The organism is Aeromonas sp. 600948 (genome assembly GCF_049174875.1).
Lineage (GTDB): Bacteria > Pseudomonadota > Gammaproteobacteria > Enterobacterales > Aeromonadaceae > Aeromonas > Aeromonas veronii_A.
The window spans coordinates 61,546-83,434 of the sequence record NZ_JAAKTY010000010.1 but is presented as its reverse complement, the minus strand read 5'-3'; the positions used below and the strand labels follow the sequence as shown (position 1 = coordinate 83,434).

Below are 21,889 nucleotides of genomic sequence, written 5' to 3'. Positions count from 1 at the left end.
TCGCAACACTGTCTTGCATCTTTTTGGGGCAATCCGAGTGCCCCGCTGGCGGAGGAATGATGGAAAAGAAACGGGTACTGCTCTCCTGGAGCAGCGGCAAGGATTGCGCATGGGCTCTGCATCAGTTGCGGCAGGATCCCGCCATCGAGGTGGTGGGGCTGTTTACCACCCTCAATCAGGCATTCGAGCGGGTGGCGATGCACGGGGTGCGCAAGCAGCTGTTGACCGAACAGGCCGCCTGCGTCGGGCTGCCCCTCATCACCATCGATCTGCCCTGGCCCTGCAGCAACGAGGATTACGCCCGCATCATGACCGGCTTTATCGCCGATGTGGTGGCACAGGGGATCCGCCATATGGCCTTTGGCGACTTGTTCCTTGAGGATGTGCGCGCCTACCGTGAAAAGCAGCTGGCAGGCTCCGGCATCGAACCACTGTTCCCGCTGTGGGGCAGCAATACCCGTGAACTGGCGTCGCAGATGGTGGCCGCTGGGTTGAAGGCGCGGATCAGTGCTCTCGACCCGAACAAGCTGGATGCCAGCCTGGGTGGCCACGATTTTGACGAGGCACTGCTGGCGGCGCTGCCGGCGGGGGTCGATCCGTGCGGCGAGAACGGCGAGTTTCACACTCTGGCCTGGGATGGTCCCATGTTTCTGCGCCCGCTGGCGATCTGCACGGGGGAGACGGTGGAGCGCGATGGTTTCATCTTCACTGACTTGTTGCCTGCTGATTCCAGCACCTAGTCGAGTTTGGCCTCCTGATCGCTCTTGTCGTCGTTGTAGCGCAGCGCGATCTCGTGAAACTGCACGTGGATGTGAGCGAAGGCATCCGTGATGTCGGGATCAAAATGGTTGCCCCTTCCCGCCAAAATAATGGGCACCACCTCTGCATGGGTCATGGCTGCCTTGTAACACCGCTTGCTGATCAAGGCATCGTACACATCTGCCAGCGCCATCAGTCGGGCCGAGAGGGGAATTTCATCTCCTATCAGACCGTAGGGGTAGCCGGTGCCATCCCACTTCTCGTGGTGGTAGCAGGCGATCTCCTTGGCCAGTCTCAGAAATTCCACCTCTACCCCCAGCGCTTCCTCGGCGTGGACTATGGCCTCCTTGCCAAGGGTGGAGTGGTGTTTCATCTGGGCGAACTCATCTTCATCGAGTTTGCCGGGTTTGAGCAGGATCCGGTCCGGTACGCCGACTTTGCCGATATCGTGCAGGGGGGCCGACTTGAACAGCAGCTCTATGGTCTTGGGGGTCAGCTCGGCACGAAAGCGAGGGTGCTCGCAGAGAGTTTCCGCCAATAGCTTCACATAATGCTGGGTGCGCAGAATGTGGTTGCCGGTCTCGTTGTCCCGGGTTTCGGCCAGAGAGGCGAGGGAGTGGATGGTGATGTTCTGGATCAGCTCGTTTTCTCGGGTGCGTCGTTCAACCTCCTGCTCCAGATAGGCATTTTGGTCATGTAGCAGATCCCGTGCCGTCTTCAGCTCAAGGTGGTTTCTGACGCGGGCCAGCACGATGGCGGGGGAGATCGGCTTGTGAATATAGTCCACGGCGCCGAGAGCCAGTCCATGTGCCTCGGCGCTCTCCTCTACCTTGGCAGTCAGAAAAATCACCGGAATATGCCGTGCCTGCGGCATCTCCTGCAGTGCCTGCATCACCTGATAACCATCCATCCCGGGCATCACGACATCAAGCAGGATCAAATCTACCCGGGAGTCTGATGACAGTATCTCCAGTGCCCGCAGGCCACTGATGGCGACCTTGACCCGGTATTGCGGGCTGAGCAAGGCGCTGAGCAATGAGAGGTTTTCAGGGGTGTCATCGACCACCAGCAGGGTGGGCTTGGTATCGGGATCCAGCAGGTTGAGCATGGTGGTGCCCTCACTCTTGGTTGAACAGATCGGGCCTGAGGGCCCGGACTTGCTTCAGGTGTGCCAGTGCATCCGTAAAACGGAAGCCGGTAATGGCGTCAGCCATCCTGGATGCCGTCTCTCCCAGCACTCTCGTCAGCTGCTGCTGATGCTGCTGGAACAGGGTCAGAGCTCCGGAATCATCTTCCGCCAGCAGCCGGGTCAGCTGCGCCAGCAGGGGCGCCAGGTCGACTTGTTCTTGCTCCGGCAGGTCGGCTGTGGTCTGGGTGGGTAGCAGGGCCTGTAGGCCATCGCTCAGTTGCTGTTGCATCTGCAGCCCCTGTTCCGCCAGTGGAAGCAGACTGGTGGTGTCATCCCCCCGGGAGAGTGCACTCTCCAGCCTGGCCGAGATACCCCGCAGTGGTTCGGCGCCCAGAGTGGCGGTAATTCCCTTGAGGGTATGGGCCTGACGATGGGCCTCCTCCCGGTCGTTCTTCTGCAGGGCGGCGATCAGGCTCTGCATGGGCCGGGTGCCCTGTTGGGCAAATCGTTGCAGCAGATCCTGATACCACCCCCAGTTGTACATCAGCCGTTGCAGGGCGGCTTCGGCATTGAGTCCGAGCGCTCTTAACTGAGGCTGCAATGGCTGGTGCTGTGGTGAAGGTGCGCTCTTGGGTATTGCATCGGTTTCAACGCTGAAGGCAGGGGCCCAGCACTGCAGTGCGGCATAAAGCTTGTCGGGGTCGATGGGCTTGGCGATGTGGTCATCCATACCGGCCGCCAGACAGCGTTCCCGGTCACCGGCCATGACATTGGCCGTCATGGCGAGGATCGGAGTGTGGTGCCCTTCGCTCTCTTGCTGGCGCAACTGACGGGTGGCAGTCAGTCCATCCATCACCGGCATCTGCATGTCCATCAGGATCAGGTCGTATGGTTGTTGCGCAGCCATTTCCAGAGCAATGGCACCATTGGCAGCAATGCTGACGTCGATGCCCGCCGCTCGCAGCAGTTCCATGGCCACCTGCTGATTCAGCTCGTTGTCTTCTGCCAGCAGTATACGGAGTCCCTCGAAGCGATAGTTGTGGGTAGGCTGGGTGGGCTTCAAGGCAGTCGCCGTGGTTTGCTGGCCGAACAGCCCAATGATGGTATCAAACAACACAGAGGCACAGACTGGTTTGACCAGCACCCTATCAAAGCCGGCGGCCTCTGCTTCGCGAAAAATCTCTTCCCGCCCATAACCTGTCACCATGACCCGATAAAGCCGCTTGCCAAGGCCGCGGGCGATGAGGCGGCGCCCCGTCTCTATGCCATCCAGCCCGGGCATGTGCCAATCCAGCAGCACCACCTCGTAGGCGTTACCTTCCTGCTCGGCACAGGCGATCATCTGCAGCCCTTGCTGACCCGATTCGGCGGTGTCGACCACGAAACTCATGCTGCGCAGCAGGGCAGCCAGTATGGTGCGGGCGCTGGCACTGTCGTCGACCACCAGTATGCGGCGGCCACGCAGATCCAGACTTGGCAGATAGCGTGAGCGGTATCTGCCGCGGCCGAGTCGGGCAGTAAACCAGAAAGTGCTTCCCTTGCCCGGTTCGCTCTGCACGCCGACCTCCCCTCCCATCAGTGCCGCCAGTTCGCGGGAGATGGCGAGCCCGAGGCCGGTGCCGCCGTATTTGCGGGTGGTGGAGCTGTCCGCCTGCTGGAAAGACTGGAACAGCCGTTGCTGCTGCTCCTGGCTCATGCCGATCCCCGTGTCCTGCACCGAGCAGTGCAACAGCACCTCTTGCGGTCGTTTCTCCAGACAAGTGACCTTGACCAGTATCTCCCCCTGCTCGGTGAATTTGACTGCGTTGTTGGCGTAGTTGATCAGGATCTGGCCGAGCCGCAGGGGATCGCCATAGAGCAGGGTGTCTAGCTGGTGATCGACCTCGAACAGCAGTTCTATGCCTTTGGCTTCGGCCTTCTCGCCCACCAGGGTTGCCAGATTTTCCAGCACATGGTCGAGATCGAACTCGATCTGCTCCAGATCCAGCTTGCCCGCCTCGATCTTGGAGAAGTCGAGGATATCGTTGATGATGCCGAGCAGGTGATGGGCCGAGCGCTGGATCTTGCCCAGATAATCAGCCTGCTGCGAGTCGAGGCGTGTTTGCAGGGCGAGGTGGGCCATACCCAGAATGGCGTTCATCGGGGTGCGGATTTCATGGCTCATGTTGGCGAGAAAATCGCTTTTGGCCCGGGTTGCGCTTTCTGCCAGCTCATAGGCCTGCTCCAGCTCCTGATTCTTGGTCTGCATCACGGCGAACAGCTCATCCCGGGTCGGTTCAGCGAACTGCTGCTGCATCTGCAACAGCAGAGCGTCATCGGGCCAGTGTGGCAGGTGGCATACCAGAGCGATGGCGGTGTCAGCATGAGGAACCAGCCGGATGCTGCCATGGGTTGCACCGGGTGCGTTGTGCTGCAGTGGCTCGTCGGCCGAGAGGGAGACCCACAGCTCCCGCGTATTGCTCTCCAGCCAAAGCTGGAGTTGCAGTGAGTCGATGGTTGCCGTCAGCTGGCGCACCAGCTCTGAGGTGGTACCCGCCAGCGGCGCCACGAAGGTGGGGCTCTTGTCGATGCAGGTGAGCACCTGGATCACCTTGCGTCTGGCGGTGAGGGCTGCCGTCGGGCCAGAGAGCCTGATATCACCGATCAGCTGCCGCATCTAGCGCTCCTTCTCTGGTTGTACCCGCAGCACAATACAGCTCGCATCGTCGGTGCTGCGCCCACTATGGTCTATGACTTGACGGGCCAGAATGACGGGATCAGCCCCCAGATCCAGTGCGCCGTCACGCAGGTTGAGTGACTCGCTGATGCCATCCGAATAGAGCATCAGCACATCCCCCGGCTTGATGGGCTGCCGTTGCAGCAAGGGGGTGGGGAAGCGCTCCCCCAGCACCCCATCACGGGAGATACCGCGCCAGAGGTCATGGCCGCGCAGACAGATGCGGGTGTTGCCGATGCCGGCGTAGCTCAGTTCACCCCGTTCACTGTTGACCAGGGCTATGCCAGCGGCCGCTCCCCGGGTACCGATGCAGTGTTGGTGCAACAGCTGCAGCAGAGGTGCCGGCTCCTGTTCAGGGGTGTTTTGCAGCGCCTCTTGCAGTATCAGTGCCAGCTTGTTGGCCGAGGAGCCGTGGCCGCTGACATCGATCAGTACCAGCAAGACGCCGTCGGATGTGGGCCGGATAAAGACCAGATCGCCGGAGACCTTTTCCGGATAACAGGGTCTGTTTTCGCTAGCCCAGACCAGTGTCAGACCTGCCTGCCCCCATTGTTGGGTGGGCGTGATGAGACGTGGGACCGAGGGTACAGAACCCAGCCATTTGCGCGCCTGCACCAGGGTGCCCCCTTCCGGCGGTGTGCTGATGGTGAGCTCTGACATCATGCGCCGCACGCCGGGCAGTCCCAGTCCCAGGGTGCCGGAAGTGCTGTAGTGATCCTGCAGGGCCTGATAGACATCCGATATGCCGGGCCCTTTGTCACGGGCGATGATGTCGATGCAGGATCTCCCCTTCGGGTGATGGAGCATCAGGGTGATCTCCCCCTGCCCGGCGTATTTCAGGATATTGCTGCCAAGTTCGGAGACCACGGTGGAGAGCATGGCGCGATCCACGTCGGATAGGTTGGCGATAAATGGGAGCCGACGAACCGACATCACAGCCAGGTGCAGATCGATATCGTGGCGTAGCGGATAGCTGGCCTCCCGGGTCGCATGCTCTTGTATCATGGCGGTTTACTCCTCGCCCTGGAGGCGGCTGACATGGGCAAAAGCGTCGTCCATGTCGATGAAGCAGCGCAGTGGCCCGGGCTGTGCCTCGGCTAGCGCCAGAAATGCGGCGATCCCGGCATTTAGCCCTACCAGCAGGCAGGTGGCACCCAACAGACGGCACACCTCGGCAAGTTTGCAAACCTGTCTGAATTCATGGTGATCCAGTAGCATGACGCCGGAGAAGTCGAGCAAGACTGCATGGTGACGCCCGTGTACCAGTCGCTGGGAGAGGGCCTGCATCAGCATCTGCATGCCGTCGTCTCCGAGATCGGGGCGCATGCTGACTACTATGCAGTCGGCCATATCGGCGATGCCAAGATCGTTGTTGAGCTGCATGGTCATTGCCGCGACCTAGAGGGCTGAGCCAACCCGTTTGAGCGCTATTTCGAAGGCGTCTCTCAGGGTCGCCGTGGTACGGACGTCACCGACCGACACCCCCAGCTCCACCATGGTACGGGCAATGGCGGGGGAGACTCCCGAGATGATGGCTTCACAGCCCATAAACTGGGTCGCCTTGGTGATCTTGATCAGCTGGTTGGCGACGCCAGTGTCCACGGTGGCGACTCCGGCAATATCCAGCACAAAGACCCGGGCGCGGGTTTCGGCAATCTTGGTGAGCGACTTGTTCATCACGTCGGCAGTGCGCATGGAGTCGATGATCCCAACCAGTGGCAGCAGCAGGATCCCGTCCCAGATAGGGGTGACAGGGGTCGACATCTCTTGCAGAGACTGGTGCAGCTCCTCGCGCACTCTGGCGGCCTCTTCCGCTTCCACCATCGCCTGTTTGAGCTGGCGGTGCTGCTCCACCTGCGCCGTGATGTCGGTGGCAAACTTGACGATTTTACTGGGCTTACCGTTCAGATCCAGCACGGGGTTGTAGGAGCCCTGGATCCATACCTCCTGTCCCTGCTTGTTCAGGCGGCAGAATTCGCCAGCCAGAAACTCGCCCCGGCGCAGCGTGTCCCAGAAGGCGAGGTAATCCGCCGACTGGGCGTAGTCTGGGTCAACCAGCAGCCTGTGGTGTTGCCCTTTCAGCTCTTCCAGCTGGTAACCCACTATGTCGAGAAAGCGTGGATTGGCATCCAGTATGGTGCCCTCCAGCGAAAACTCGACCTTGCCCATGACCCGGCTCAGCGCATTGAGCTGGCCCTCGAAGCTGGCCGTGAGCTGCTTCTGCCCGGTCAGATCCATGGCGTACAGAGTCATACGAGATAGTTGTCCATTGTCATCCAGAACCGGGCTGCAGGCTCCACGGATCCAGACATCCCGTCCCGGCTTGTCCAGCAGGTGAAGCTCGTCCTCCTGCGAGGAGCCGCTGCGCAGTGCGGCCTGAAAGGTGTCATGTGTGGCGGATTGCACCTGGTCCGGGGAGAGCAGCATGCCGTAGTGCTTGCCGGAGAGCTCATCCAGCGTGTAGCCCATGAGGCTCAGAAATCGCGGGTTGGCATCAAGGATCTGCCCCTCTGGCGAGAGTTCGAGCCGTACCAGCACCTGATCGAGGGTGTCTATCCCGGCATGATGAGTGGAAGGGGCCGAACCTGTGGTATTGGAAGAGGAAGTGTGCGCGTCCATGGCATCTCCAGAGAGAGTCGTTGATTTTGATATCAATAGCGGGTGTTAAGCAGTTATAGCCCACTCTGGCTCTTCCAGCCGATATCTAGGGTCAAAAGAGGCTTGTCATATCCTGGTTGGTGGAGGCTTATCCCGGGCGGATAAAATGGGGGGCTAGCCACCAAGACCGAGACCGTGAGCCAGATCCTGCAGCAGACCATGAATATTCCGGCCGACCAGCTCAATCCGGTGATCTTCGCCGGTGATCAGCCGGGCCAGAACACCAAGGTGCAGTGGCTCAAGGATAAGCAGATGAAGCTCTTCTACGGCGACGCCGATGGGGATATCAAGGCGGCGCAGGAGGTCGGCATTCGCGGCATTCGTCTGCTGCGGGCCGCCAACTCCAGCTATCGGCCACTGCCGTTGGCAGGGGCGCTGGGGGAAGAGGTGGTCATCAACTCCCAGTTCTGATCCGGAGCAGATCCATGCAACAAGGGCGGGGCCATTGGCACCCGCCCTTTTTGCATCCGTCATCCAGCTCGGGTCAGTCGTCTGCCCACGGCATCTCGGGCAGACTGTCGAGGAACTCGCCGTAACGGGTCAGATTGAAGGGGCCCTGATCGGCCTCCATCGCCATCAGCTCGGCCCCGAGGGCGCAGGCGATATATTGCAGCGCCTCTTCCCGCGGGGTGCCCTTCATTACCAGCCGCATCAGGGTCGCCTTCACATGGGGCGGGTGACCATCGTTGAGCTGGTTCTCCACCATCTCCAGCAGCGCGTCTTCGTCAAAAAATTCCTGAGTGTCGTTCATGGGATATCCGCAACAGTGAATGTGGCGGCCAGTATAGCCTGAATGTGACTAACACCTTGAATGACCAGCGAATAAACAATCCGATGGGGAGGCCATTTGTTACCCATAATTAGGAGGAGTTTGCCAAGGCAAACAGGTTGGAACACAGATAACATGGATGGACACGCCTATGCCCACGATAGATTCCCTGCTGGCCGAGCCCAAGCTACTGCCCCAGATCCCGGAAGTGATGCGCGATTTGATCCAGACCTTCAATGAAAAGGATCCGGATCTGCTCAAGATCAGCAAGTTGATCAACAAGGACCCTGTCATCTCCGCCAAGTTGCTGCGGTTGGCCAACTCGGCCAAATTCGGCAGTAGTCGCCAGATCGGCACCGTCAATGAAGCCGCGGTGCGGCTTGGACTGGCGATGGTGCGCAATATGGTGCTGGCCTGCGGGCTCACCGAGTCGGTCACTGCGGTACCCGGCATTGACCTCAAACATTTCTGGGGCTGCGTCTTCAATGTGGCGGAGCTGGCGCGTCGTCTGGCGGTGAAGAAGGGGATGAAGGGGGATGAGGTCTTTACCTGCGCCCTGCTCTACGATCTCGGCCGCTTGGTGATGCACGTAGGCCTGCCGGAAAACACAGTTCACCACATTCACGATCTGGAGTTGCACAAGGGACGGGCCAAGGCGGAAGAGCTGGTGGTCGGCTTCAATTATGCCCAGGTCGGGGCGGCCATGGCACGCTACTGGAAGTTCCCCGAGACCATCAGCAATGCGGTGGAGTATCACTACAACCCCATGCTGGCCAAGGAGTTCTCCGCCGAGGCCGGGTTGATCCATCTGGCGATCGTGCTGGCAGCGCAATCCGATGTGGGGGAAGAGGCGCCACCCGAGTGGCCCCACAAGGTGGCAGATGCGCTGGGGTTGAGCTGGGCCGATTGCGCCGCCCAGTTCACTGCACTGCGCGAGCAGGGGAATGGCTATGCCGGATTGCTGGCTGCCTGAGCCCGTTTATCCCATCTCATCAGGGGCCAACGCGGCCCCTTTTTCATTGCCGATGGTGCCACAGGCTTGCCAGCCCGGGAGTGACGGGGCACTCTTTGCCCTTCACTTTCCGTTTGAGAGCCCTTGCCATGATTGCCTCCTCCCGCCTGATCCTGCGCGAAATGATCGTCACCGACGCCCCCTTCATCCTTGAGCTGCTCAATGACGACGACTTTTATCGTTACATCGGTGATCGGGGCATTCGCACCCTCGAACAGGCGCAGGAGTATATCCAGCAGGGACCGGCGGTCAGCTATGCCCGCTATGGTCACGGACTCTATCTGGTGGAGCGCAAGGAGGACGGTGTCAGCCTCGGTATCTGCGGTTTGATCAAGCGCGACACCCTGGAGCAGGTCGATATCGGTTACGCCTTCCTGCCGCAATATCGCGGTCAGGGCTACGCCATTGAAGCGGCGCAGGCCGCCCTTGCCGATGGCAAAAGCCGGTTGGGGATCGGGCAGGTGGTCGCCATCGTCACCCCGGGCAACGAGCGATCCATCGGCCTGCTGGCCAAGCTGGGGTTGGTGCGCAGTCGATTGGTCAAATTGAGCGAAGATGCTGACGAATGCCTGCTGCTGGAGCAGTGATCAAGGTCAGAGAGCTGAAAAGCAAATGGCGAGGTGGCTGTCAGGCTGAGTGACAAGCAAGAGGCTGGATCTGGCTAAAGGCGTGAGAGAAGCAAAGAGGCCGCCGTGAGTTGCGGCCTGTCTGCATCGGGCGCTGCCGGAGGGCAGGCAGGATCAGTTGAGGTCTTCGATGGAAGACTCGCCGCATTCATATAAGTGTTTGATTATTATATTTTTAATTGTTTTGGTTAAGTGTTTTTTATTTTTTTACCCCACACTAAACCCCGCTCAGTCAAAATTCTCTCTGCTGGTGGCCGGCATAGAGCGTTTGGCCAGTGAGCCGTTTCCTCTCCTCTGGTGGTGATAACTCAGCCAGCGGAATGGGCTGTGTTGTCGTTTTCACTGCGTCATGGACGTGAGGTGGCAGGGATTATTTCATCTATCAGTTCGGTTGGGTCGAGATCCCGTTAGCCGCTGCAGCAGGTTGTCTGTCAAGGTTGCTCTGGCAGCCTTCCAATCAGCGATGTTGCGAGGCCTCATCTCGCATAGGTGGAAAAAGCGTGCCTCATGACGATCTGTGCGGCTCCCTTATGCTCATTGAGCTATTGGCTGCCAATGATGTAGAGCGCTACGCCAGGAGTCATTACATATGCTCATGTACACCAACCTGAAACCTGTGGTCTGTGATAAACCTTGCTCACCCAATATCTGGCAAATGTACGGATGGTATTGGCCGAAATTATTTATAATTATTTGTAATTTAAAAATATAAGCAGTTGGTGATCACAATAATGAATATGTCTCGATTTTTTTATTTTTCATGAAATCTATTTTCGGTAGGGTTTTATAGCAATCAACAAACCGAGAGACGTAAATAATGAAAAACACGACCTTGGCAATTGCCATTTCAATGGCGCTGTCTGTCCCCGCCATTGCCGGCACAGTGTCAGAACATGAAGCCGATAATCGCAATGGATATATCCAGTTGCAGCCTTCCGAAAATAATGAACAACTCCTGACAGATGCAGTCAATGCAGAGATTATCAATTTTCCTGACAAGAATATGGAAGCCGCGGTCAAATCTGCGTTGGGTATTGTTGAGGCAGATCCTGTGACGACTCAGGATATGCTGGCGCTGGATAGTCTCAATGCTGTCGGTAAACATATCGAGAACCTGACCGGGTTACAGTTTGCCACCAATCTTGTTTCACTGGATGTGACGGACAACGATATCAGTGATATTTCCGCAATCAGTGAACTGCCGCTCTCCACGCTGAAAATAGCGGCCAACCGTCTCGCTGATATCCATCAACTTGGCAGAATATCTACGCTGACCATGCTGGATATCTCGGGAAATGGGATTGATTCACTGAGCCCGATTGCGGATCTGATGAATCTGACCACCTTGTCCGTCAGCGATAACCCGATAGATGACCTATCCCCGCTGGGAAAGATGAGCAAGCTCAAGCAGCTTGAGGTGGCATCAGCCAAGATCTCCACTCTGGAGTTTATGCCTGCGACCCTGGTTGGTCTGAATATTTCGAATAACAAGATGGCGGATTGGTCCGGCATGGCCAACCTGTCTGCTTTGCAGAAGCTGGATGTGTCGGGGTGTCGCCTGGATGACCTCGAGAAGATAGTGCATGGGCCGCGCTATCTGGCGAAGCTGACTGCCGATGACAACTACATCAGCAACACTCGGCCGCTGGCCTATCTGCACGACAACACCAGTGTGTCATTGAAGAATCAACATGTGGTGATGGCGGATACGGTGCAGGGGAAATGGCTCAAGATCGTTTTGCGCACTCCGCAAGACGAGGTACCAGAGATTGTCTGGGCGACGCCCGGCAGCTATGACGAGACGAACAACCTGCTGGTATGGGAAGGGGCAGGCCAGAATTCACTGACATGGTCCTACGAGAGCAGCAACAAGAAGGTGATTGCCAGCGGTAGCGTTGTGCAGCAGGTATTCCAGCCTTAATATGCGGCTGGCTTTTATGGCACTACCTCCATGACTCCCGGCAGGTAGTGCCATTTTTTTAGCTAAATGGGGAAGAGAGAGACCATCCCGGACAGGGTATGGAAAACAAAATTGACGTGAATCAAGCGGATATGATTCATCTTTAATGTTCATTCAGATTTGCATCTTGATCAGATAAAATCACGGTCGCGAGCCCCCTCTGGATGGGGGCTTTGTTGTTATGGATGCTCTTATCTCTATGTTTTTAAGGGTATTTTTATGAAATTAATCGTAATTTAACCGCATGGGCTTTCAGTGCTAACATTTTCGCTCCATTTAATTGCCAAAAGGTAGCGAAATGTTTCGTAAAAGGGCTGATGTGGATGTTCTTTTCCCTAAGCCAACTGAATCATCGGGATGGAAGCCGAAGAAAAACTATGAGCTGGACTACATAAATATACCTATAAAGTACATAAAAACGCTGGTGTATATACTGGTAGTCATAGTTGCTGTATTGGACATATATTTTGCTTTTGAGATCTATTTCGAATATAGCGGTTGGCTGGTATGTAAAGGGGTGGCTAATGAATCCTGCTTTTTGGGGTGGTAGTCACATTCAAGTTTGCTGATTGATGAGCATCATGCTGGAAATAAATTATCACATTGGTGATGACATCACCTTTATTCCATCGCGTTATTGTCTGGTCAAAGAAAGGGGAGATGCTACCCGCGAAGTACATTTAAGCCAGAAAGAGTGCCAACTGCTGGAGTTTTTCTGTGAACACCCCCAGCAGGTGATGTCCAGAGAGGAGTTTATCTCTGCATTGTGGAACAACAGTGAAAGCAGCGACGCGGGTCTGAATAAAAATATCCTGATGATCCGGCGCAAGCTGGAGTCCCTGGGGGTGATGGACTCTATCCGTACCGTGCCCAGAGTGGGTTACATGATGGATCTGACCATCCTGAAAGAGGAGCTGATCATTGACGACGCCCCCGACACTGTCACCCATGATGCGCTGGTCGGAGAGCTGGTTGATGAAACGGACACAGGCCGCGATCTGTTTGACGAGCCCCCCTTGCTGCAACCCGCATGGCACCGCAGCAGGGTTATCCGCAAGCGTGGCATCATGGTCTCGTTGCTGCTTGGTCTGCTTGGTCTGCTTGTTCTGGCTGGCTGGTTTCTGCTGGCGGAAGAAGAGAGCCTGCCCTATCTGACCAAAAAGATAACCACCCGGCACGGCATCATCTATCGCGTGGATGGGGCCAATCCGCCGATTTCCAGCGCCACTCTGGAGATGATTGACAAGGCTTCTGCGCAGTCGGCGGAGAGCGAATACCGGATGATGATTGCCGACCACCTGATATCGCTGGTCTCTTATGAAGGCGATCGGCCCCTGTGGGAGAAGGTCTATTTCGTTCAGCATGATGCGTCGCTGGAGCCTCAGCTAAGGTGCATCGCACAGCATCTCTCCGTGCCCCCCTTCCGTGATTTTCCGGCACCCATGGGGGAGGGGTATTACAACAACGTCAATTTCTATGCGCCTTGTGATGGGACAGAACATCCCGTATTGGCGATGCAGGTCAGACACAAGGGGTATGGTGCGCCGATCCACGAATTCGTGCAGGAGGTCTCGTTGGTGACGCCAGCCGGTGAGGAGATGGCAGAGCTGACGCTCCTCAAAACCCGTGATGGCAGGCTGACGGAGATCAACGGCCGCTATCCCGATTACGTCATGAAAGCCCATCTGCAGAGTGTGCACGTCAAGGCGCTGGAGTCGGAGCTGCTGACCCCCTATCGGGCGGCTGTCATGAGCATTATGACCAGCGAAGAGGAGCACTTGCGTTACACCCTGGAGGCGCAAAAAGTGCTGCATGCCTCCACCGTGCATGGCGGTTTTCTGATGCTGTCGCGCAGGGCGCCAGAATAAGCGCTCTGCCCGGATGCCCCGGCGGGCTCTCGGCAAGGGATCCGCCGTCACTTATCCCACCAAGGCTGGCTTGTGCCAGCCTTTTCTTTATTCTGCCCTTGCCTTGCCACCAGCTTTTGCCTTGATGCCCCCTCTTCTCGCCACCGCCCTGAACCCCCTGGTTAAGTGAAGTGCCGGCCGGCTCGCTTGTTGCTGGACTTTGTTGCTGGACCCTATGCTGCAACACAATGGTCCTGAGGCCGGGCGTGGCCTGGCGGTAGGGAGGGGAGCGGGATAAAGGGTCAAACAGGGATGGGCCTCAGGCTCTGCGGATAATGCGGGTGTAAGGGGGCCGGAGGGTGCCTTGCGGATGGATAGCCTCAGCTTAGCGGTGCGAACCGGGGATTCACTCGGCAGTCAGGAGCCGCACACCGCCGCCGCTGAAGATACCGGACTCCCCGGATAGGGGGGTTGACGCCGAGCGCGAATGGATGGACCCCTTCGGCGGAGCACCCCGGTCGGCAGAGGTAGGCCATCCGGGTGGCGGTAGGGTGACGGTTCCCGACCCGATGTCGCGGGTGTGCGCATACCGGGCCAGTGGGGTGACGGGGCCTATGCGTGCGGCATGGGATAGCGGCTAATGGCGCAGAGGGGAACAGGCGAACGGCGCCGGCAGAACAGGGAGGGGGGCCACAGCCATGGGGTGGAGTTGGAGGGCGTTCCGGGTCAGAGCCCGGTTAATAAGGCCCAATGGCAAGGCAATTCCGTTTGCCTTGGATGCGGAGTCAGGTTATCTGCGAAGGATTACTGGTAGGTCATGATAAAGTCGGCGGAGGCATCGAATTCACCCGGCACCGCCTTGCCACCTTGAGCCACGGTACTGATCACCTTGGCACCAAACTTCAGGTGGTTGTCGCCATTGACCAGGCTGGCCACCTTGGTCGGAGTGCCGAGCACGATCTCTTCCCCATTTTGCTTGTTGACCAGGGAGATGGCGCCACCGGAGCCGCCGCCGTTAAGGGCCAGGCTCTTCTTGGCGGTGTCGGCCGGGATGCCGTTGAAGGTGACGGTGGCGTCGCTGGCGGTGGCGAAGTCACAGGCTTCCAGGTGGATCTCGAACGGGCGCAGCGGCGTGGAGCCCTGCTTGTTCAGCAGCGAGTTGGCGATCTCCCCCATCTGGATGGTCTGGTCCACGCTCTCCGGGGCGATGGAGCAGGGGGCGTCGATAATGGCGCCGATAAACTTGATGGTGCCATGACCCTGATCCACGGGCGGTTTTTCGGTTGGTGGGGTCTCTTCGGCAAAGGCGGTACCAGCGGCGGTCAGGGCGAGGGAGAGGGCGATCGCCGACAGCCCCCAGCGGGCGGAATTTATGGGTTTCATATTTGTTTCCTTGTTTCGTTCGTTGAAAGTATGCATAACGACAGCAGGCCGGTAGGGTGAGAGGGAGCGCTACTGGGTTGGCTCGAGCTGACTCACCTGGTGCTGTCGACCAAGGCATGCTACCCCCTGTTGTCGCCCGCTCCCAGTTATGAAAAATTTCTTTGCAATCCCTTTTATATCAATTGATTGACTTCTTATTTGGTGTGCCAAGGTGGGTTCCGGGAGGTTGCGGCCAGTCCATCCGGCAGCGAGGAATCATCCGGTGGGTGTTCTGGGCTCGCCGGAGCTAGCCACACTGGCAGACGGTCTTGTCTGCAGCACTTATCCCGTGCGGCCGTAGTCGCATGCGCGATGCCGGTTGCCCCGGCGGAGTAGCCCAACGCTTCGGGAATCCTGGCAGGTGTCGTTGCCCGCACGCCCACCGGGTAGTGGACACGGTCAATGATCTCCGGTGCCTTCTTGGTAGCTGTCCAGCCGTCGACCCGGGGCGTTTCGTGGGGGGGCGGGCGAGGTAACCTCTCGGGGGGGGAGGGGGGGGCGACCCCATCGGGCGCGACCTCCTCCTCACCCCCCTGGCCATGGAGCCAGGGATATGGTCACCGGTGCTATCGTCATGGGGGGCGTCTTCACTGGCCGGACATTCTGGGCAAGCTCGGTTGGTTTTTTTTCGAGCGTGCCTGTCCGGCCAAGGCGACGCCTGTCCCCGGCCCTTCCTCCTCAGTTGTTCCGACAGCCGTAGGTCGGCCGGGACCGCATTGCTTGCCGACCGGCGATTTCACCTGAACGGCTGGCACCGTGGTTAGCCGAACGGGTCTCAGGGCGCACTCACGATCCCCGATGTCTGTCGGGAATACGGACAATCTCTCAGATCTGCTGGACCCACCGACTGCCCCCAGCATCACGTCGGTACCGCTCCATCAGACCGGGAAGGCCGCCTTGGCTGCGTCTTTGACACGCGGCCCTCGCGCTTGGCTCGGTCCAGGGCCACCCCGCTGGTTTATTCCATTTCTACTGTTAGGACGCCACTCATTAACAGGGCACCAGTCCAGCCCGCCGTTCCCACAAAATCGGCGTAGAGGTCTACGGTGTGTTTCACCCCCGCGCCACCCTCGATCTTGGCGGGAAGGGGGCCGCTGCTCGTGCGCAGGTAGGCTACCCCGGCCTCCCCCGAAATCTTGCCTTTATCCGGCCCCAACACACCGATCCTGAAGGTCCCCCCCGCACTACACACGTACGACAGGCTCGCTTTGCCGGTTTTGCTCCCTCCGGCTTGAACTGCTCCTAAGTCGATCGCCGCGTTTGGCGTGTCGAAAAAGCAATCATCCCCTGGTGTGGACGGTATCGATAAGCACGCCTGCCCGGGGGGATACGTTTCAATAGTTGGAGTGTGTTTCAGGTCCGACCAATCGCCGAACGTGGGTGCACCCACAAGGCCCGGACACAGTGCTTCTTGGCTCCGAATCGCCCCGCCGTTGTTATCAGTGGTGTTATCCCCTATGCCGACTGTGTAAACGGCCCCTTCCTCGGGTTCTTCCCCCCATCTCCTCGTTATGGCGCTATTCATTTTCATCAATTTGGTCGCCGGATCGTCGGAGACCGGAAAAGTAACAGGCGAGTAGGAGGACGTGAAGGTCCAAGTCCCATTCCGCTCAGCGTTGCATATGTGCGTTGAGTAGTACCAACCGCGGGCCCCCTTCAATTTCTCCAACCACTGATCTGGGTACTCAACCATTTTGTAGGTCGCGGTTCCGAGCCAGTAGCCTTGACCTTGGTTCACGTTGACGGCGATGAGTTTCGGGCCAACGTGCTTCGCATCGGCCGGCCAGGCGAGGGTAAAACAGAGAATGGCAGTCACTACTCGCAGGGCAGCGGAGGTTACTAGGGTCACGATAGACGCCGGGTCGCTTGTTCTTTGCCAGCGGTGTGTCGTTCTCTGTGGGGTGTTCCTCGGTCTGTCCACGGCGGTAGGGCTAGCACCGGGTAGTCCGGGTACTCCCTCCCCCGCGCCGTAACTGTCAAGGGCGGGGTGGCTAGTTGTGTTCATCGGTGTGTATCCTCCAACGGGTGAAATACCCCCGCACCCTGCGTTGGCACTCGGTTTCCGGATTGCCGGCACGCAGGGTCTGCTCATAAAGCCGCAGGGATTTGGTTCGATAGCGTTGCAGGGCGTTGGGGGCGATACCGACCCTGCCCAGCGTGGTATACCAGCCCCCCAGCCAGTCGATGCCGCGATCCAGGCGGCCAATCCAGGTCTTGGCGGGGTGCTGGCTAAAGCCGTCGGCGGCCAGATAGCCATTGAGACGGCGCACGGCATCGCGCAGGCGCCAGCGGGTGCGGGCCAGCACGATAAAGTCGTCCATATAGCGGGCGTAATAGAGCTCCCCCCTGGCGGCAAAGTCCGCATCGATGTGCCACAGCAGGCTGGCGCCGATCAGCGGGCTCAGTGCACAGCCGCGGCTGATCCCCCCGCTGGGGGTATGAAACTCGCCGCCGCACTCGACGCTGTAATAGAGGTATTGGCGGATCAGCTCGCGGCAGACGGGGCAGGGCAGCGGCGCCACCAGCCGGCTGAGCACCCGTGCCCGGTCGATATGCTGGTAGTAGCCGCGAATATCGGTGCGCAGCACATAGGGGGGGCTGCCCCCGGCCCCTTGCAAAAAGTCGTGCAGCCGGCGGCGGGAGGCCACGACCCCCATGCCGCGACCATGTTCGCAGGCCGGGTGCCAGGGGAGCAGCGGGGCGACCCGCAGCGCCACCCATTTCAGCACCAGCGCATCTTCTGCCGACCAGATGGCGTGGCCCCCCAGCAGTTGCATGGGGCTGAGCCGATAGTGCCCCGCCATCACCCGGGCAAACAGGGTGGCCGAGCGCGCTGGCCAGTGAAAGCGCAGGTGCCAGATATCGGCGTTGGCCGGGTAGTGGCGCCGCCGCTGGCAGAGCCACTGATAGGCCAGTTGCCAGGCCTGCGCCGGTGCGAGTTCGGGATAGCGGCTATTCATAGGTCAGCTTGAGGGTCGACTGGGCGCTGAAGGTGCCGGGGGTGAGCTTTTTCTCCCCCGATTTCAGCAGCGCGACGTAGACCCCGAAATCGAGCTGGTTCTTGCCGGTTTGCAGGGTCTGCTTGCTGCTGGCCTGACCCAGCGGCAGATCCTTGGGGCTATCCTTGCCCTGGACTATGCCGAGGGCGATGCCGGCGGCGGCGCTGCCCTTGGCCAGGCTCAGCAGGTTCTTGTCCTCGCTGGAGGCGGTGCCGCTGAAGGTGACCTTGACCCCCTTGGCCACCGAGGGATCGCACTCTTCCAGGTGCAGCACAAACCCCTTGGGTTTGGAGCGTTTGTCCCGCAGCAGATCCTTGTTGACCACGGTACCCAGATCCAGGCTGATGTTCGCATCCGCCGGGGGGATGGTGCAGGGCACCGAGACTAGGGTGCCGGTGATGGTCAGCTGCACCGAGTCGTAGCCGTCAGCCCAGGCGCGGGCCGGCAGCAGCCCCAGCCAAGCGAGGCAGAGCAGGGCCGGCAGGCCGCGGGCCTTGTGGATCATGGGGTTCATCGTTACCTCCTTCAGGCCGCTTTGTCGGCGCTGGTCAGGCTGCAGTGCTGATCGGTGCAGCGAAAGTGGAGCGGGCGGCGCCCGCCGAAGTCATCGACATAGGTGAGGGTCGGCGTGTTGCCGAGCCGGGCGACCCCGAGATTGAGCTCACCCTGGCCGAACGGGGCCAGCATCAGGGGGGTGAAGTCGGCCTGCCCTTCGTCATCGGCCTTGCTGGCGGCATCGACCAGGGTGATGAAGTAGGGGGTGGGGTTCTCTACCCGGTAGTGCCCCTGGGTCGGGATCAGCTTGAGCTGCTGCTGCCAGGGGGCGACATGGGCCTCCGGCTCTACCACCAGCGACTGCGGCCGGTAGAAGAACTTGATGCGGGTCTGCAGCGCCAGCTGCAGGGAGTTTGGTTTGTCGCTGCGCGGCGGGATCTCCCGCAGGTTGAAGTAGAACAGGCTCTCCCGATCCTGGGGCAGCAGGTGGCTCGCCTGGGTGGCCTGCACCTTCAGCATGCTGTCGGCGCCCGGTTCCAGCCGCTGCACCGGGGGCAGCACCACGAAGGGGCTTGAAATCTTGCGGCCCATGGCATCTTCCATCCAGGCCTGGGCCAGATAGGGCAGCTCCTTGTTGTGGTTGCGGATGTTGAGGCTCTGGGACTTGCTATCGCCGGTGTAGATCACCCGGGTGCGATCCAGGGCCACGGCGGCCTGAGTGGGCAGGGCGGCCACCAGGGCTAAGGCCAGCAGGGCGTGTTGCATCAGTTTCATCGTCGGATCTCGTGTTGGTCAGTAAAACGGGTCTTAGTGACAGCTCAGGGTGGGCAGCTCGTCCTCCGCCGGCAGCGGGTTTGGCAGCACTGCCTGGCAGTGGGCATGATCGCCCCAGCGGATGAAGATCGGCTCGCCGGCGTGCAGCCCCGCCAGATAGGCCATGCCGTCGTCGCTCAGCATCCCCAGTCGCAACTGCTGTCGGTTCTCCACCACCGCGGCGAAGGGGGGCGTCTTGCCGCTCTGGAGCCGGAAGGCGAGCAGCCGCTTGCCCCCCGCCAGCACATCGAAGTGCTGGTAGCCGATGGCCCCTTCGGTGAGGGTGCGGCTGGCCACGGGGGAGCCGATGGGTTCGACCTCGTCGCCGAGCCGATCCACATCTATGCTGGTGCGCTGCCGGTAGTAGCTGGTGAGGTCGGCCACCACCGCCTTGCCGTGGCGATCCGTGGTGGTGACGGGGCCGCCGGCATGGATCGGCACCCCTTCGGCGCCATCGGCATCCACCAGCAGGCGACTGCCCCCCATCATGCCGACCCGGTGCAGGGCGGTGCCCTGCGCGGTGGCGGTGATGCCCCCCTGCACGGAGAGGCCAGCACTCAGGTTTTTGCCGCCGTTCTGTTCGCTGGCATTGACCGACAGCTGCGCCTTGTCGGCGGTATGGGAGTAGAAGCCGCTCAGGCTCTCCCCACGGGGCGAGGTGCTGGCCGAGAGGGAGTAGTTGTTGCGCTCGTCCAGGGTGTTGTAGTAGTTGGCGCTGTGGGTCAGGGTGTCGTTTTGCGACGAGAGGCTGTAACCGAGGTGACTGCCCCCGCCGAGCGGCACCGAGAGGGAGAGGTACATACCGGTATCGGCGTTCTCCCACTGGGTTTGGCGGTAGGCGTTCACCGTCAGCCCCAGGCCGCGCCAATCCTTCACATCGAACTGGTGGGAGAGGGCCAGGCTGATGCGTTCACTGTCCGGCTTCAGCCAGTAGGACTGGTGGGTGTAGTCGAAGTAGGCGCCGATATTCTGGTTGCGAAACTGCTTGCTCAGAATGACCGAGTACATCTCTTTCGAGCCCCCCTGGTAGTAGGCCTGGCTCTCGTCTTTGGCGCTCAGGTAGTCGCTCATGGTCATGAAGTCGCGCTCCGAGAAGCGGTAACCGGCAAACGCCACCTGGCTGTCGTATTTGTCGAAGCTCTTGGAGTAGTTGACCCGATAGGAGCCGCCGTGCTTGATGCCCTTCTCGGGCAATTCGGCCCGCGACTCTGTCATGTCGAACGAGATGGCACCAAATTGCAGCAGGTCCCGGCCCGTACCCACAGTTAGCGCGGCATAGCCGTCGCTCACCAGGGCGCCGCCGAAGAGGGACCAGCCATTGTTGACCCCCCAGGAGGCTTCGCCGCTGACAAACAGCGGCCCTTCCAGGCTGTGGTCGAGGTTGGAGGGCTTGCCGCTGGCAAACTTGTAGCGTACCGAGCCCGGGCGCGACAGATAGGGGATAGCGGCGGTATTGACCTTGAAGGTTTGCAAGGAGCCATCCTGTTCCTCTACCCGCACGTCCAGCTCGCCGCTGGTGGCCGAGTTGAGATCCTGGATTCGGAAGGGGCCGGCCGCGACCTGGGTCTCGTAGAGAACGCGTCCCCCCTGGCTGATGACCACTTTGGCGTTGGTTTTGGCGATACCGACCACTTCGGGGGCATAGCCACGCAGGTTGGGGGGGAGCATGTTGTCATCCGAGGCTAGCGTGAGCCCGGTGAAGCGGAACGAGTCGAAGATGGAGTTGCCAAGATCCAGCTCCCCTACCATCAGCTTCTCCTCGCGGGACGGGAGCGGGCGATAGGCGTAGACCCGGGTCACGTCGGCAGAGTGTTGCTGGTGGGTCTCTTTCACCTGTTTCGGATGGGTGGGATCCTGAGGTTCATCCTGATCCTGCTGGTCCTCATCCTGAGGCGGTTTCTGGGTATGCCAGCCACGATTGCTCTGATATTGCGCCTGCCAGTCGGCCCGCACGCGCCAGGCACCATAGTTGGCCCCCAGCACGCCGTAGGCACTGGCGTTGGTATTATTCTCCCACTGCTCGGAGCTGGTCGCATGTTGCAGGTTGATGCCGTAATCGAGCATAAAACCGTTGATGCCGTTATCCCAGCGGCTGATGGGTTCCCAGTTGTCGTCGATATATTCCAGGTTGGTTTGCGGAATTGAGATGGTGAGGGTGTAACTGCTGATATCCGGACGCAGCGTGCTCCCTTCCAGCACATCGAGATTGATGCACTGCATGTCGGTATTTGCCTGCAATACTTTTTGCAGGGCGCTCTCCTTGAGGCCGAACTCTTCCAGCAGTGTTTTCGGAATACAACTTATGGACGCGCCATCCGCATCACTTTTCACCGTGATTTCGCGCTCGCCCAGTGAACGATCGTTGATATTTACCTGCATGCTATATTTGCCGGGAACGATATAGCCGACGTGAGTGAATTGTTCGAAGTCGATATTTTCGCGATCGGCTACATCCAGCAAATCGGTATTGAAATCGATGCCGCCGGCAGGGGCGGCCTGAATGGCAAAGGCACCAAGCAAGTTGATTATCAATATTGCAATGCGTTGTTTCATATCAATATCGTCACTGTCTGTAAGGGGCCTGGGCTGAACTGCCTGCCACATGGTTGTGATGATCGACAACCTGTCTAAAAAAAACTGCGCTGACGCCGGGTCAGGCGAGATTTTTTATATTCAGAGGGATG

Annotated in this window: 18 protein-coding genes; 6 read left to right on the top strand and 12 right to left on the bottom strand. The window is 59.4% G+C overall.

The annotated features are described in order from the left end of the window. Positions 1-59 precede the first annotated feature (59 nt). Positions 60-740: an adenine nucleotide alpha hydrolase gene (locus G5182_RS10620; protein ID WP_227343116.1), complete on the top strand. Its 681-nt coding sequence runs from the start codon at positions 60-62 to the stop codon at positions 738-740. On the opposite strand, the gene G5182_RS10615 is transcribed toward G5182_RS10620, so the two are convergent. Genes G5182_RS10615 through G5182_RS10595 form a run of 5 tightly spaced genes read right to left on the bottom strand, consistent with a single transcriptional unit; the run spans position 737 to position 7,223 of the window. Then, a complete protein-coding gene (locus tag G5182_RS10615; RefSeq protein ID WP_421254366.1) occupies positions 737-1,867 on the bottom strand; it encodes an HD-GYP domain-containing protein in 1,131 nt (376 codons plus the stop codon). The two genes, G5182_RS10620 and G5182_RS10615, sit on opposite strands and share 4 nt — an antisense overlap. A gap of 10 nt (positions 1,868-1,877) precedes the next feature. Beyond that, the gene (locus G5182_RS10610) at positions 1,878-4,544 is read right to left on the bottom strand and encodes a response regulator (RefSeq protein WP_227341509.1); all 2,667 of its coding nucleotides are present in this window, start codon (positions 4,542-4,544) and stop codon (positions 1,878-1,880) included. Continuing rightward, positions 4,545-5,609 carry an ATP-binding SpoIIE family protein phosphatase gene (locus G5182_RS10605; protein WP_216952763.1) on the bottom strand — a complete coding sequence of 355 codons (1,065 nt, stop codon included), beginning with the start codon at positions 5,607-5,609 and terminating at the stop codon, positions 4,545-4,547. A gap of 6 nt (positions 5,610-5,615) precedes the next feature. Further along, positions 5,616-5,987, bottom strand: a complete 372-nt coding sequence (locus G5182_RS10600) for an anti-anti-sigma factor (RefSeq protein WP_216954502.1) — start codon at positions 5,985-5,987, stop codon at positions 5,616-5,618. 15 nt (positions 5,988-6,002) lie between these two features. Next, positions 6,003-7,223 carry a PAS domain-containing protein gene (locus G5182_RS10595; protein WP_227341507.1) on the bottom strand — a complete coding sequence of 407 codons (1,221 nt, stop codon included), beginning with the start codon at positions 7,221-7,223 and terminating at the stop codon, positions 6,003-6,005. A gap of 174 nt (positions 7,224-7,397) precedes the next feature. Here G5182_RS10595 and G5182_RS10590 point away from each other — a divergent pair, with 174 nt between their 5' ends. Next, positions 7,398-7,673, top strand: a complete 276-nt coding sequence (locus tag G5182_RS10590) for a hypothetical protein (RefSeq protein ID WP_421254365.1) — start codon at positions 7,398-7,400, stop codon at positions 7,671-7,673. 73 nt (positions 7,674-7,746) lie between these two features. Here the strand turns inward: G5182_RS10590 and G5182_RS10585 are convergent, their stop codons facing one another. Beyond that, positions 7,747-8,013 (bottom strand): hypothetical protein, encoded by a 267-nt coding sequence (locus G5182_RS10585; RefSeq protein WP_005348674.1) that lies wholly within the window; start codon positions 8,011-8,013, stop codon positions 7,747-7,749. A gap of 169 nt (positions 8,014-8,182) precedes the next feature. Here G5182_RS10585 and G5182_RS10580 point away from each other — a divergent pair, with 169 nt between their 5' ends. From G5182_RS10580 to G5182_RS10565, 4 genes are all read left to right on the top strand, one after another. Next, on the top strand, positions 8,183-9,004 hold the full coding sequence (locus G5182_RS10580) for an HDOD domain-containing protein (protein ID WP_005357745.1): 822 nt from the start codon (positions 8,183-8,185) through the stop codon (positions 9,002-9,004). 128 nt (positions 9,005-9,132) lie between these two features. Further along, a complete protein-coding gene (locus G5182_RS10575; RefSeq protein ID WP_158113727.1) occupies positions 9,133-9,630 on the top strand; it encodes a GNAT family N-acetyltransferase in 498 nt (165 codons plus the stop codon). Positions 9,631-10,486: 856 nt separating this feature from the next. Continuing rightward, the gene (locus G5182_RS10570; RefSeq protein ID WP_421254364.1) at positions 10,487-11,590 is read left to right on the top strand and encodes a leucine-rich repeat domain-containing protein; all 1,104 of its coding nucleotides are present in this window, start codon (positions 10,487-10,489) and stop codon (positions 11,588-11,590) included. A gap of 620 nt (positions 11,591-12,210) precedes the next feature. Further along, on the top strand, positions 12,211-13,497 hold the full coding sequence (locus G5182_RS10565) for a winged helix-turn-helix domain-containing protein (RefSeq protein WP_421254363.1): 1,287 nt from the start codon (positions 12,211-12,213) through the stop codon (positions 13,495-13,497). Positions 13,498-14,280: 783 nt separating this feature from the next. Here the strand turns inward: G5182_RS10565 and G5182_RS10560 are convergent. From G5182_RS10560 to G5182_RS10535, 6 genes are all read right to left on the bottom strand, one after another. Continuing rightward, positions 14,281-14,859 carry a fimbrial protein gene (locus tag G5182_RS10560; RefSeq protein WP_421254362.1) on the bottom strand — a complete coding sequence of 193 codons (579 nt, stop codon included), beginning with the start codon at positions 14,857-14,859 and terminating at the stop codon, positions 14,281-14,283. A 997-nt stretch (positions 14,860-15,856) separates the two neighbouring features. Beyond that, the gene (locus tag G5182_RS10555) at positions 15,857-16,747 is read right to left on the bottom strand and encodes a hypothetical protein (RefSeq protein WP_421254361.1); all 891 of its coding nucleotides are present in this window, start codon (positions 16,745-16,747) and stop codon (positions 15,857-15,859) included. 142 nt (positions 16,748-16,889) lie between these two features. Beyond that, on the bottom strand, positions 16,890-17,858 hold the full coding sequence (locus tag G5182_RS10550; RefSeq protein ID WP_421254360.1) for a reverse transcriptase domain-containing protein: 969 nt from the start codon (positions 17,856-17,858) through the stop codon (positions 16,890-16,892). Continuing rightward, a complete protein-coding gene (locus G5182_RS10545) occupies positions 17,851-18,411 on the bottom strand; it encodes a fimbrial protein (protein WP_279462974.1) in 561 nt (186 codons plus the stop codon). Before G5182_RS10545 ends, G5182_RS10550 begins: the two co-directional genes overlap by 8 nt. Before the next feature lie 11 nt (positions 18,412-18,422). Then, complete coding sequence (locus G5182_RS10540) at positions 18,423-19,166, bottom strand: fimbria/pilus periplasmic chaperone (protein WP_421254359.1); 744 nt, start codon at positions 19,164-19,166, stop codon at positions 18,423-18,425. A gap of 33 nt (positions 19,167-19,199) precedes the next feature. Continuing rightward, positions 19,200-21,758, bottom strand: a complete 2,559-nt coding sequence (locus G5182_RS10535) for a fimbria/pilus outer membrane usher protein (protein WP_421205565.1) — start codon at positions 21,756-21,758, stop codon at positions 19,200-19,202. Positions 21,759-21,889 lie beyond the last annotated feature (131 nt).